The 13138-nt window shown below is 73.9% G+C and carries 9 protein-coding genes, 1 pseudogene and 1 riboswitch; of the genes and pseudogenes, 4 read left to right on the forward strand and 6 right to left on the reverse strand.

Annotated features, from left to right (window positions below; genetic code table 11):
• Positions 1-72 precede the first annotated feature (72 nt).
• From GA0074704_RS00550 to GA0074704_RS00560, 3 genes and pseudogenes are all read left to right on the forward strand, one after another.
• Positions 73-2465 (forward strand): annotated as a pseudogene (locus GA0074704_RS00550) (S8 family serine peptidase).
• 46 nt (positions 2466-2511) lie between these two features.
• Positions 2512-3438: a GNAT family N-acetyltransferase gene (locus GA0074704_RS00555; RefSeq protein WP_088968671.1), complete on the forward strand. Its 927-nt coding sequence runs from the start codon at positions 2512-2514 to the stop codon at positions 3436-3438.
• Between the two features lie 61 nt (positions 3439-3499).
• Positions 3500-3700 carry a hypothetical protein gene (locus tag GA0074704_RS00560; RefSeq protein ID WP_088968672.1) on the forward strand — a complete coding sequence of 67 codons (201 nt, stop codon included), beginning with the start codon at positions 3500-3502 and terminating at the stop codon, positions 3698-3700.
• Between the two features lie 85 nt (positions 3701-3785).
• On the opposite strand, the gene groL is transcribed toward GA0074704_RS00560, so the two are convergent.
• The 3 genes from groL to GA0074704_RS00575 form a co-directional block, all read right to left on the reverse strand.
• Positions 3786-5408, reverse strand: a complete 1623-nt coding sequence (gene groL / locus GA0074704_RS00565) for a chaperonin GroEL (protein ID WP_088968673.1) — start codon at positions 5406-5408, stop codon at positions 3786-3788.
• Between the two features lie 274 nt (positions 5409-5682).
• Entirely contained in the window at positions 5683-7068 is a 1386-nt protein-coding gene (locus GA0074704_RS00570) for a hypothetical protein (RefSeq protein ID WP_157743560.1), read from the reverse strand.
• 140 nt (positions 7069-7208) lie between these two features.
• The gene (locus GA0074704_RS00575; protein WP_067305333.1) at positions 7209-7412 is read right to left on the reverse strand and encodes a cold-shock protein; all 204 of its coding nucleotides are present in this window, start codon (positions 7410-7412) and stop codon (positions 7209-7211) included.
• Positions 7413-7636: 224 nt separating this feature from the next.
• Here GA0074704_RS00575 and GA0074704_RS00580 point away from each other — a divergent pair, with 224 nt between their 5' ends.
• Positions 7637-8203, forward strand: coding sequence for a GNAT family N-acetyltransferase (locus GA0074704_RS00580; protein ID WP_088968675.1), 567 nt, complete (start codon positions 7637-7639; stop codon positions 8201-8203).
• A 333-nt stretch (positions 8204-8536) separates the two neighbouring features.
• On the opposite strand, the gene paaN is transcribed toward GA0074704_RS00580, so the two are convergent.
• The 3 genes from paaN to GA0074704_RS00595 form a co-directional block, all read right to left on the reverse strand.
• On the reverse strand, positions 8537-10210 hold the full coding sequence (paaN, locus tag GA0074704_RS00585) for a phenylacetic acid degradation protein PaaN (RefSeq protein WP_172880299.1): 1674 nt from the start codon (positions 10208-10210) through the stop codon (positions 8537-8539).
• Between the two features lie 413 nt (positions 10211-10623).
• Positions 10624-11910, reverse strand: a complete 1287-nt coding sequence (thrC, locus tag GA0074704_RS00590; protein WP_088968677.1) for a threonine synthase — start codon at positions 11908-11910, stop codon at positions 10624-10626.
• A 10-nt stretch (positions 11911-11920) separates the two neighbouring features.
• A riboswitch (SAM riboswitch) is annotated at positions 11921-12055 on the reverse strand.
• 78 nt (positions 12056-12133) lie between these two features.
• On the reverse strand, positions 12134-13126 hold the full coding sequence (locus GA0074704_RS00595) for a DMT family transporter (RefSeq protein WP_088968678.1): 993 nt from the start codon (positions 13124-13126) through the stop codon (positions 12134-12136).
• Between the last annotated feature and the right edge of the window lie 12 nt (positions 13127-13138).

Consider the following 13138-nt stretch of genomic DNA (forward strand, 5'->3'; position numbering starts at 1 on the left):
CAACTTGACCCGCCGAACTCACCGAGACCTTTCCTTTACGGCCCACCGTCGTACGGTTTCGGGGTGTACGCCATGCCGCCACCCCCGCCCGCCGTCGAGAACCGCCCGTCCGGGCCGTGGCCCGTGGTGGCCGCCGTGCTGGCCGGCCTCTGGACCGTCCCGGTGGTGGTGCTCCCGCAGGTCGCCGGCTGGCTGGTCGAGCAGATCGTGGCGAACCAGGGCGGCGGCCGCCCGCTCTGGCTCTGGCCGGTGGTCGCCCTGGTCACCGTGCTGCTGGTCGGCCTGCCGGCCCTGCTGCTGGCGCTGCTGCCCCGGTCGGTGGCGGTCCGGGCCACCGGCCGGGTGTGGCTGGGCGCCGTCCTGACCTCGGGTGCCCTCGCGGTGTGGCGGCTGCTGCCGCTCGTGCACCACGAGGCGTACCTGGCGGCGCTGGCCGGCACCGCCGCGCTGGGCGCGCTGGTGCTGACCCGGCTGGCCCGCCGGCGTACCCCGGGAGTGGCCCCGGCGGGCGGCCGGCGGCCGGGCCCGGTGACCCTGCTCGCCGTGGCGGCCGGCCTGGCCCTGCTGCTCCCCTGGCTCGGGCTCGGAGCGTTGGGCGGCCTGCTGGAGACGGTGCTCGCCGGGCTGGCCGCCGCCGCGGTCGGCGCGCTCGCCGCGGCGCTGCTCGACGCCGGCTTCTGGGCGGCGTTCACGGTCGGCGAGCCACCGCGGCCGGCCCGGCTGGTGCTGATCGGCGGCCTGGTCGCCGGGGTGGCGCTGTTGCTCGTCGCCGCCGGCACCGGACAGTCCGGGGTGCAGCTGCCGGCCCTGCTCACCGTGCCGCCGGCCGGTTTCCTGGCGGCCGCGCTGCACGTCGCGTCCCGCCGCGCCGGCGACCGGGGCGGACGCGCCGCGGTCGGCTGGCCGGTCGGGCTGGCCGTGCTCGGGCCGCTGGCCTTCACCGACCCCGAGGAGATCTCGCTGCCGCTGCTCACCGGGCGGGACGTGCCGTGGTGGACGGCAGTGGCGACCGCGGCCGGGCTGGGCGCCGCGCTGCTGCTCGCCGTCGGGTACGGCGTGCTGCTCGCCCGTCGCCGGGCCGGCGTGCCGTCCCGGCGGGTGGCCGCGACGGCCGCGCTGGTGCTGCTCGCCGCCGCCGTCCTGGTCGACGTCGTGCCGGGCCACCCCGGGCTGTACGGCGAGCGGCTGCTGGTGGTGCTGCGCGCCCAGGCCGACCTGAGCGGTGTGCCGGCCGGGGCGCCCGGGCGGGCCGGCCGGGACGCCCGGGCCGCCGAGGTCTACCGGCGGCTGGTGGAGACCGCCGACCGCAGCCAGGCGGACCTGCGCCGGCAGCTCACCCGGCTGCACCTCAACCCGACGCCGTACTACCTGGTCAACGCGATCGAGGTGGACGGCGGCCCGGGGGTACGCGCCTGGCTGTCGAGCCGTCCCGAGGTGTCCCGGGTGCTGGTCAGCCAGCGGCTCCGCCCGCTGCCGGCTCCCGCGCCGCCGGCCCGCGGCGACCGGCCCGCCCCACCGGCCCGGAGTGGAACATCCGGCTGATCGGCGCCGACCGGGTCTGGACCGAGCTGGGGGTGACCGGCGCCGGGGTGGTGGTGGGCAGCTCCGACTCGGGGGTCGACGGCACGCACCCGGCGCTGGCCGCCGGTTTCCGGGGCGGCGACGACTCCTGGTACGACCCGTGGGAGCACACCCGCCGCCCCACCGATCGGCAGGGGCACGGCACCCACACGGCGGGCAGCGCGGTCGGGCGCGACGGCATCGGGGTGGCGCCGGGCGCCCGTTGGGTGGGCTGCGTCAACCTGGACCGCAACCTCGGCAACCCGGGCTACTACCTCGACTGCCTCCAGTTCATGCTGGCGCCCTTCCCGCCCGGCGGCGACCCGTTCACCGACGGCCGGCCCGGCCGGGCACCGGACGTCCTCACCAACTCGTGGGGCTGCCCGCCGGTCGAGGGTTGCGACGCCGCGGCGCTGCGGCCGGCCACCGCCGCGCTGGAGTCCGCCGGGATCATGGTGGTCGCCGCCGCCGGCAACTCCGGGCCGGGCTGCGGCACCGTCGCCGACCCGCCGGCGCCCTACCCGGACGTGCTGACCGTGGGGGCGGTGGACCGGGAACGCCGGGTCACCGACTTCTCCAGCCGGGGTCCGACCGCGGGTGGCGCCGGCAAACCGGACCTGGTCGCCCCGGGCGCGGCGGTGCTCTCCGCGATGCCCGGCGGCGGGTACGCGACCCTGGACGGCACCTCGATGGCGACGCCGCAGGTGGCCGGGGTGGTGGCGCTGATGTGGTCGGCGAACCCGGCGCTGGTCGGTGACCTGACCCGGACCCGGGCGATCCTGCGGGACACCGCCGCCCCGGTGCCGGCGACGACCGAGGGCCGGTGCGGTGGCACCGCCGACGTCTCCGGCGCCGGCCTGGTCGACGCGTACGCGGCGGTGCGGGCGGCGCGGACGGTCCGCTGACCGAGGGATGTCGCCCGCCCGCCCGGATGCCCTAGGGTCGGCGGCCATGGACACGGAGATCACCGTCGGCGAGCTGACCGCCGAGCAGACGCCGGCCGTGGTCGCCCTCTGCGAACGGGCGCTGGACCTGCCCGAGGACGCCACCGAGGCGGCAGCCGTCGTGGACACCGTCTGGACCCGGGCCGCCGCCGCCCGCCCGGTGGTCGGGCTCGGGGCGTACGCGGGGACGGAGCTGGTCGGGGTGCTGGTCGGCTCGATCTCGGGCGAGGACCCGCGGCTCGGGCACGTGGACCTGGTCGCGGTGGCCCCGGACCGGCGCCGCCGGGGCGTCGGGCGGGCCCTGCTGGCGGCGGCGGAACGCCTGCTGGCCGAGCGGGGCGCGACGGAGCTGCTGCTGGCCGGCAACCCGCCGTACTACGCCTGGCCCGGCATCGACGTCCGGTACACCCCGGCGGTCTGCCTGGCGCTGGCGCTCGGCCACCGGCAGGACCGTACGGCGTGGAACATGACCGCCGACCTGACCGACGGCTCCCCCGCGCTGCGCCCGACCGACGACGCCGAGCGGCGGCTGGCCGAACGGGGCGTGGCCGTACGCCGGGCCGAGCCGGCGGACCTGCCGGCGCTGACCGCGTTCGCCCGGTCGGTCTTCGGCGGGGCGTGGGACGGCGAGCTGGCCGGCTCGGTGGGCCGCCCCGGCGCGGGCGCGCACCTGGCCGAGCGGAACGGCGCGATCCTCGGCTTCGCCGCGTACGGGTCGGCCCGGCCGAGCTGGTTCGGGCCGATGGGCACCGCCCCGGAGGCGGCCGGTTCCGGCATCGGCGGGGTGCTGCTGCGGCGCTGCCTGCGCGACCAGCGGGCCGCCGGCCTGTCGTCGGCGCAGATCGGCTGGGTGGGGCCGGTGCCGTTCTACTCGGGCAGCGCGGGCGCCCGGATCGAGCGGGTCTTCCTGCTGTACCGCCGCACGATCGGATAACTCCGGTTTCGCCGCTGCCGGGCGTCGGCACCCCCTACCGTTTCGGTAGGAGGAGGCGGCGATGGCCACGGACGACGAACAGCTCGACGAGGGGCGGCGCGGCACCTGGCCGGAGGTCGGCGGCGGGCCCGCGAAGCTGCCGTTCGACCAGCGCGACTACGGCGACGCCGAGCAGCTGGCCGAGCTGACCGGCGCCGACGAGCCGGCCGGCGACGAACCGCTGGCGGTCGACGAGCCGGTCCGGATTCCACCGCCGGACTGAGTCGACCCGCACGAGCCGGACACACGGAAGGGGGCGGACCGCTGACGCGGCCCGCCCCCTTCCGGCGTACTGGATGGAGCTGGACTCAGAAGTCCATGTCCCCGCCACCCGGGCCAGCCGGGGCGGCCGGGGTCTTCTCCGGCTTGTCCGCGACGACGGCCTCGGTGGTGAGGAACAGCGCGGCGATCGACGACGCGTTCTGCAGCGCCGAACGGGTCACCTTGGCCGGGTCGATGATGCCCGCGGCCAGCAGGTCCACGTACTCACCGGAGGCGGCGTTGAGGCCGTGCCCGGCGTCGAGGTTGCGAACCCGCTCGACGACGACGCCACCCTCGAGGCCGGCGTTGACGGCGATCTGCCGCAGCGGGGCGTCCAGCGCGACCTTGACGATGTTCGCGCCGGTCGCCTCGTCACCGGTCAGGTCCAGCTTGTCGAAGGCGGTCTTGCCGGCCTGCACCAGCGCCACGCCACCACCCGGGACGATGCCCTCCTCGACGGCGGCCTTCGCGTTGCGAACGGCGTCCTCGATGCGGTGCTTGCGCTCCTTGAGCTCGACCTCGGTGGCCGCGCCGACCTTGATCACCGCAACACCGCCGGCCAGCTTGGCCAGGCGCTCCTGCAGCTTCTCCCGGTCGTAGTCGGAGTCCGACTTGTCGATCTCGGCCCGGATCTGGTTGACCCGGCCCTGGATCTGCTCGGCGTCACCGGCACCGTCGACGATGGTGGTCTCGTCCTTGGTCACCACGACCTTGCGGGCGCGGCCCAGCATGTCGAGGCCGACGGCGTCCAGCTTGAGGCCGACCTCCTCGCTGATGACCTGGCCACCGGTGAGGATGGCGATGTCGGCGAGCATGGCCTTGCGGCGGTCACCGAAGCCCGGCGCCTTGACGGCGACCGACTTGAAGGTGCCCCGGACCTTGTTGACGACCAGGGTCGCCAGGGCCTCGCCCTCGAGGTCCTCGGCGATGATCAGCAGCGGCTTGCCCGACTGCATGACCTTCTCCAGGATCGGGAGCAGGTCCTTCACCGAGGAGATCTTGCTGTTGACGATGAGCAGGTAGGGGTCGTCGAAGACGGCCTCCATGCGCTCCGGGTCGGTCATGAAGTACGCGGAGATGTAGCCCTTGTCGAAGCGCATACCCTCGGTGAGCTCGAGCTCCAGGCCGAAGGTGTTGCTCTCCTCGACGGTGATGACGCCTTCCTTGCCGACCTTGTCCATCGCCTCGGCGATGATCTCACCGACGGTGTTGTCACCGGCGGAGATGGAGGCGGTGGAGGCGATCTGCTCCTTGGTCTCCACGTCCTTGGCGAGCTTGAGCAGCTCCTCCGAGACGCTGGCCACGGCGGCCTCGATGCCCCGCTTCAGGGCCATCGGGTTGGCGCCGGCGGCCACGTTGCGCAGGCCCTCACGGACCAGGGCCTGGGCCAGGACGGTCGCCGTCGTCGTGCCGTCACCGGCAACGTCGTCGGTCTTCTTGGCGACCTCCTTGACCAGCTCGGCGCCGATCTTCTCGTACGGGTCCTCGAGCTCGATCTCCTTGGCGATGCTCACACCATCGTTGGTGATGGTGGGGGCACCCCACTTCTTCTCGAGCACAACGTTGCGGCCCTTGGGGCCGAGGGTCACCTTCACGGCGTCGGCGAGCTGGTTCATGCCCCGCTCGAGGCCGCGGCGCGCCTCTTCGTCGAACGCGATCATCTTGGCCATACGGCGTTGTCCTCCTGGACACTCACGGGCCACCCGAGTGTGTGTCCCGGATGGGCCGCCTGGTGTACGCACCTTGGGACGTCGCCACCTGGCGACGACGACGTCCTTCGGCCGGGCCGGATAGCCCGCGACGACCGGCCGTGTGCCGAACCGACGTCTCCAACGCCGGCGCGACCATGGCCCCACCGTCCCGACCATTGGCACTCACCGTACGGGAGTGCCAATGACTTGTTTAGCACTCTCCCCTGCCGAGTGCAAGCACGAACGCCTCCGGTCAGCCGAGTTCCCCGGCCAGCCGGGCGGTGTTCACCGGCCCCTCCTGTCCGCGCTGTTCGGCGTACGTCACCACCAGGCCGACCTGCTGCACCAGGTAGGCCGGCACGGAGAGCAGGGCGGCGACGACCAGCGCCACGAACAGCCCGGCCGCCGTGGCGGGCGAGGCGAACGGGTCCGGGCCGGCCGCCGACGTGGCGATGTTCTCCACCACCGAGGTGACGACGCTGAAGAGGATCACCACCACACCCACCAGGCTGATCCGGCCGAGCACCATGCCCAGCCGGTCGTGGAACATCCGGAACGACCGGCCGATCGGATTCTCCCGCTCGTAGAGGTAGATCGGGGTGACCAGGCTCAGCGCGAAGGCGAGGTAGATGCCGGGCAGGAAGCAGAAGCAGAAGCCGACCGCCATCAGCAGGCCGGCCAGCAGGGTCCAACCCCAGAGGCCGAGCGCCCGCCGGAAGCCGTAGCGCAGCGCGCCGCCGACGGTCACCGCCTCACCCAGCGCCTGCCGGGTCACCGCCCAGCTGCCGGCGGCCCAGCCGGCCGCCTGCAACAGGCCGAAGAGCAGGCTGCCCAGGCCGATGACCGCCCCGAAGAGGGCGAGGTCGGTGAAGAAGCCGTCCGGCAGCGGGACCTGGCCGTCGGCGGACGGCGCCGTCGCCGTCGCCAGCCCGTCGGTCGGGAGCAGCACCAGCGAGAGTACGGAGATCGCCAGCGCCGGCACGCCCTGGGTCACCAGCAGCACCAGCGTCAGCACGCGCCAACTGCGCCGCAGCGCGGCGAGGCCCCGGTTCCACCAGCCCTCCAGGCCCCCGTTTGGCGGGTTGACCAGCGGGTCCTGCGGGTCCCAGGCGGCGCCGCCCGGCCAACCGGGCCCGTACGGCGGCACGGCCCCGCGCAGCGGGTCGCCGTACGGCTGGCCCGGCGGGTAGGCGCCATACGGCTGGCCACCGTAGGGCTGGCCCGATGGGTAGGCGCCATACGGCTGGCCGCCGTGCGGCTGGCCGCCATACGGCTGGCCCCCGTGCGGCTGGCCGCCGTGCGGCTGGTCCGGCGGGTAGACGCCGTAGGGCTGGCCCGGCGGGTAGACGCCGTAGGGCTGGCCCGGCGGCTGGCCCTGGTAGGGCGGGTAGCCGGGCGGGAATCCGCTGGGCGCCGACGGGTTCCCCGGCAGCACGCCGGTCGGCGGGAACACGGTCGGCTGCGGCGCGGTGGGCTGCGGCGCGGTCGGCTGCGGCGCGGTCGGGTCGACGGGCAGGGGCGCGGTCGGATCCGCCGGCAGGGGCGCGGTCGGATCGGGCCGTCCCGCCACCCCGTCAGTCGGCCGAGCGGCGTCGTCCGGCTCGCCGGGTACGGCTCCGGGTGGGGGCTGGTCGGACATGGAGCCTCCTCAGCGGCATGGGCTGGAACGGCTCATGATCTTCCCTGGTGCGGCCCCGCCGCGCAGCCCCCGTTCTCCGGCGGCCACGGCGGCGAACCGCCACATCGGCCCGGTGCACCCCCTGCGGGCGCCGGCCCCGGTCAGGCGATGACGCGGACCCGCTCGGCCTGCGGCCCCTTCTGACCCTGGGCGATCTCGAACTCGACCCGCTGGCCGTCGTCGAGTGCCTTGTAGCCGTCCATCTCGATCGCGGAGAAGTGGACGAACACGTCCTGCCCGCCGTCGACGGCGATGAAGCCGTAGCCCTTTTCGGAGTTGAACCACTTCACGGTGCCCTGTGCCACGGTGCACTTCCTCACTCTGCGCGGCGTTCCACAACCCACGGGACACCGGCCGGGCCGGCGCACCGGGAGCCACCATTTCGGCGATCGACGACGGCCGCTGATTCGGTGACCGAAATCGCACGCTACACGAGGAGTGACGACGGCGCACGACCACAAAACTGGGCATACAGGACGGGCTCCGCCCCTCGACGTATCGTCGACCATCGCTGCGGTATGCATGCGGCATGACCCGTACCCCGGCCGTTCCCGGCCCGGACCGGCCTGCACGCGCAGCCGGCGATCCCGGCGCCCGGCCGGCCACCGTCCGCCGGGTGCGGCCGGCGGACGGCGCGCGGATGCGGGCGCTGCGCCTGGAGATGCTGGCTGACTCCCCGCTGGCCTTCCTGGAGACGATCGCGGACGCCGCCGCCCGGCCGCACGCCGACTACTGCGCCCGGATCGCCGCGGTCTCGGCGGGCTGCCACACCGCGCAGTTCGTCGCGGACCCGGGCGGCCGGCTCGTCGGGCACGCCGGCGGCGTCGCCGTGCCGCAGGAGCCCGGCCTGACCGTCGTGTACGCCGTCTACGTCACCCCGGCCCGCCGGGGCGCCGGCCTGCTCGGTGACCTGGTCGAGGCGGTGGCCGCCTGGTCCCGGTCCTGCGGGCGGCCGGAGCTGATGCTGGAGGTGGTGGTCGGCAACGACCGCGCCTACCGGGCGTACCAGAAGCTCGGCTTCACCGACACCGGCGTCCGCGTCCCCCACCCCACCGTCCCCGCTCTGCAGGAACTCCAGATGCGCCGCCCCGCCTAGGGCGTTCAGGTGCGTCCGTCGTCGCTCCGGCGACGACAGACCCACCCCCGACGGCACGAGTGGAACGCCATGGACGTCAACCGGTCCCGGTGACCGCCATGACGTTCCACCGAAGCGTCAGGCAGAGCGCCGCTCCGGAAGGGCCGGCCAGATCCACCCGCTCCCGGGGACCCGACGCGAGGCAGCACCTCGGAAGCCCCACCCCACCCCCGACCCGGTCACCTTCACGACCAGCCGGACCGGAACGGGTTTCCGGGGCAGGCCGCCCCGCGGAAGGATCAAGCCTGACCGCCTGGAGCGGGGTGGGCTCCCCCGGAAACCCCAACCGCAACCTCAGACGTGCCGACGGCTCTGCACGATCCGGAACCGGTTGGAAACGTAAGCCCCATCGGTCAGCGCCGAGTTCGCCGCGGCGTTGGCCCCGGACCCGTGGAAGTCGGAAAACGCCGCCGACTGGTTGACGAACACCCCGCCGGTCAGGTTCGCCGACAGGTGCACGCCCGCGTCGATCGCCGCCTTCTCCGCCTCGTCCAGCACCGCCTCGTCGGTGGAGTAGACGCCCGCGGTCAGCGCGCCCTTCTCCCCCACCGTCTCGCGGAGGATCCGCAGGCTGTGCTCGGTGGAGTCGGTGGCGATGGCGAACGAGATCGGCCCGAACCACTCCCGCGAGTAGGTCGCCGTGTCGCCGGCGTCCAGCTTGACCACGGTCGGCGTACGCACCACCGCGCCGGGGAAGGCCGGGTGCTCGACGGTCCGCGACTCCAGCACCGGCTCGCCGACCTTGGTGACCTCGTCGAGCCGTTCCAGCACCCCGTCGTTGACGATCGCGCCGGTCAGCTCGACGCCCCGGGCCGGGTCGGCGGTGAGCTTGCCGACCGCCGCGGCGATGCCGCCGGCCACCTCGTCGAAGCTCTTGTGCCCCTGGTCGGTGGCGATGCCGTCCCGGGGGATCAGGATGTTCTGCGAGGTGGTGCACATCTGGCCGCTGTAGAGGGTCAGGGTGAAGCCCAGGTTGCGGCACATCCCGGCGAAGTCGTCGGTGGAGTCGATCACGACCGTGTTCAGGCCGGCCTTCTCGGTGTAGACGACGGCCTGCCGGGCGTTGGCCTCCAGCCAGTCGCCGTACTCGGTGGAGCCGGTGAAGTCGACGATCTTGACGGCCGGGTGCAGGGCCAGCGTGGTGGCGAGCTTCTCGCCCGGCGCCTCGGGGGCGAGCTGCACCAGGTTCGGGTCGAAGCCGGCCTCGGCGAGCACCTGGCGGGCGTACCTCACCGTGATGGCGAGCGGCAGCACGGCGCGCGGGTGCGGCTTGACCACCACCGGGTTGCCGGTGACCAGGGACGCGAAGAGCCCCGGGTACGAGTTCCAGGTGGGGAAGGTGTTGCAGCCGATCACCAGGGCCACGCCGCGGGGCACCACGTGGAACGTCTTGGTCATCCGCAGCGGGTCGCCCTTGCCGGCGGCCTTCTCCCAGCCGGCCGTCCCCGGGTGGCGGGTCATCTCCGCGTACGCGTAGGCGATGGCCTCCAGGGCGCGGTCCAGCGCGTGCGCGCCGCCGGCCTGGAAGGCCATCACGAAGGCCTGGCCGCTGGTGAACTGGACCGCGTTGGCCAGCTCGAAGATGTTCTTGTGCAGCCGGTCGAGGATCTCCAGGCAGACCCCGGTGCGGGCCTGCGGGCCGGCGTCCCGCCAGGCCGGCAGGGCGGCGGTCGCGGCGGCCACCAGCTGATCGGCGTCGGCGTGCGGATAGCGGACGTTCAGCTCCAGCCCGAACGGGCTGGCCTCGGTGGCGACCGTGCCGCCGTCCGTCGGCTGGTCCAGGACGAAATCGCCGTTCAGGTACGCCTCGAAGGCGGCCCTGCCGTCGGCGGCTGCGGTCTCGCCGTAGACCCTGGGGCTGGGGGACTCCGGGTAGGCGGACCAGTACCCGCGCTCCGTGATCGCGGTCAGCGCACGGTTGAGGGTGTCGGCGTGCCTGTCGTAGAGGGGGTGCGGGGTCTCCGTCATGCCCGCCATCATGCAACAGAAGGGGTCAGGATCAGTAGAGCCCTGTCACAGGTCGGATCGACGGCAGCCCGGGAAACGACGAAGGGGCCGGCGGATTTCCGCCGGCCCCTTCGGAGGTTGGTCGGGAGGGACGATCGCACAACGCCTCCGGCGTTGGGTCGTAAGAACTTCAAAAGTCTCCGGCGAAACGCCCTCCCGCACGGAGCATCTTGCGCCGCCCGAATCCTGCCGTCAAGTCCTTGTCGGCGACTTTTTCGGCACTGACAGCAAATCCCCGGTTACCCACCGGTTCTCCCCCATCCCCCGCCCGGGCGATCCGCCCCTCCCCCGCCCAGCCGAGTCGACCAAGGAGTTCGCGTCAGGAAACGACCCTCCCGGCGACGCAAACTCCTTGATCGACGAAGGGACAGCGGTCAGGAGAGGAGGCCGGCGTCGCGGGCGGCGCGCAGCGACGGCTTGATGCGGTGGGTGGGGCCGACCTGGGTCGCCACCGCGTCGAGGGTCTTCAGGCCCTCGCCGGTGTTGAAGACGACCGTCTCCTTCGCGGGGTCGAGGCGGCCGGACTCGACGAGCTTGCGCAGCACGGCCACGGTGACGCCGCCGGCGGTCTCGGCGAAGACGCCGGTGGTACGGGCCAGCAGGCGGATGCCCGCCCGGATCTCCTCGTCGTCGGCGTACTCCATCCAGCCGCCGGTGCGGCGGACCGCCTCCAGGGCGTAGAGGCCGGCGGCCGGGTCGCCGATGTTCAGCGACTTGGCGATGCCGGTCGGCTTGACCGGGGTGATGCTGTCGGTGTCGGCGTGCAGGGCGGCGGCGATCGGGTTGCAGCCGGCCGACTGGGCGCCGAACACCGTCCAGCCGTCGGCCGGGGCCTCGACCAGGCCGATCTCGACCAGCTCGGAGAACGCCTTGTCGATCTTGGTGAGCAGCTCGCCGCTGGCCATCGGGATCACCACCTGGGCGGGGATCCGCCAGCCGAGCTGCTCGGCCACCTCGTACCCGAGGGTCTTGGAACCCTCGGCGTAGTAGGGCCGGACGTTGACGTTGACGAAAGCGGTGTCCTCGAACTCGTCGGTCTCCACCAGCTCCCCGCAGAGCCGGTTCACGTCGTCGTACGAGCCGTCGACGGCGACCAGCTCGCCGCCGTAGACGGCGGTGGTGACCACCTTGCCCTGCTCCAGGTCGGAGGGGATGAACACCACCGAGGGCACCCCGGCCCGGGCGCCGTGCGCGGCCACCGAGTTGGCCAGGTTGCCGGTGGAGGCGCAGGCGAAGCGGGTGAAGCCGAGCGCCCGGGCGGCGGTCAGCGCGACCGAGACGACCCGGTCCTTGAAGGAGTGGGTGGGGTTGGCGCTGTCGTCCTTGACCCAGAGCGGCGCGGTGAGGCCCAGCTCGGCGGCGAGGTGCGGGGCGGCCACCAGCGGGGTGAGCCCCGGGTCCAGGGTGACCCGGGTGGCCGGGTCCTGACCGGCGGGGAGCAGGGCCGCGTACCGCCAGATGTTGGCCGGGCCGGCCTCGATCTGCTCCCGGGTGACGGTGGCCAGCGCGGCGGTGTCGTAGTCGACCTCGAGCGGCCCGAAACACTCGTAGCAGGCGTGCTGCGCGGCGAGCGGGTAGCGGGCGGAGCAGGCGCGGCAGACCAGGGCGCGGGCGGGGCTGGCCGTGGTGTCGATGCCGGTGGCGGGAAGGGTCGACGTCATGTCGAGGGTCCTCTCATCTTTCCCCGCGTCGCACCCTGCGGCGGGGACGGAATTGGCACCTGCCCCGTCGCGCTCTGCGTCGAGTCGCACGGGGTGGTTGCCGGGGCGTCGTCGGGCCGTATCCCTCAGCCCCTCTGGATGAGGTATGCAGTTGTGCCGCCGAGTCTAGGCAGGCCCGCGCCGTACGCCCACCCGCCGTCCCACGGTGTGAACCGCCGCCGGGTCAGCGGGCGACCACGGCCACCGGGTCGGTGACGGCGGTCCGGTCGGTCACCGCCGTACCGGCCGGTGCGGCGTGGCTGCGGGTCGCCACGGGTACGACCGCCGGGCGGGTACGGGTGACCAGGTTCGCGGCGACCAGCGCGGCGATGGTGAGCCCCGCGCCGGCCAGCTCCACCACGCCGGGCCGGTAGCCGCGGGCGATCTGCACGGCGAAGGTGACCACCGGGACCAGGTTCATGAACAGGGCGGCGTTGGCGGCGCCGAGCCGGCGTACCCCGGTGTTCCAGGCCAGCACCGCGATCACCGAGCCGGCCAGCACGGCGTACGCCAGCTGCGGGGCGACCGCGACGAGGTCGGCGGCGGCCGGCGCGTGCTGCCAACCGACCAGGTCGGCGGCGACGCTGACGGCGAGCATGGCGGCGGTGCCGGTGAGCGCGGTCAGCGTGGTGTAGCGCAGCGGCGACCACTGCGCGAACCGGCCGGCGCCGTGTGTGTAGACCGCCCACCCGATCACGCCGAGGAGCATCATCAGCCCGCCGACGCCGAACTGGCCGAGCCCGTCGAGCCGGCCACGGGTGATCACCAGGCCCACCCCGACCAGGGCGACCAGGGAGAGCGCGAGCAGCGCCGGCCGGGGGCGTACCCCGTCGCGGGCCCACCGGACCAGCTGGGTGAGCAGCGGACTGGTCGCCACGAAGAGCGCGACCTGCTGCGGGGCGGCGTAGCCGAGGGCCAGGTTGGCCAGCACGTTGAACCCGGCGAAGCCGACGATGCCCAGCGTGACGACCTCCCCGAGCCGACCGTCGGCACGCAGCCCGGCGCGCCCCTCGCGGAGCAGCAGCAGGACGACGAAGACGGCGGTGGCGGGGGCGTAGCGGGCCACGCTCAGGTTGAGCGCGTCGACCCGGGACAGCGCGCTGGCCAGTACGGGGAAGGTGGCCCCCCAGCCGAGCACGGCGATCAGCGGGAAGATGGCGGCGGGACGGGATCGCATCGCGGCTCCTAT

Source organism: Micromonospora siamensis, assembly GCF_900090305.1.
Taxonomy (GTDB): Bacteria; Actinomycetota; Actinomycetes; order Mycobacteriales; family Micromonosporaceae; genus Micromonospora; species Micromonospora siamensis.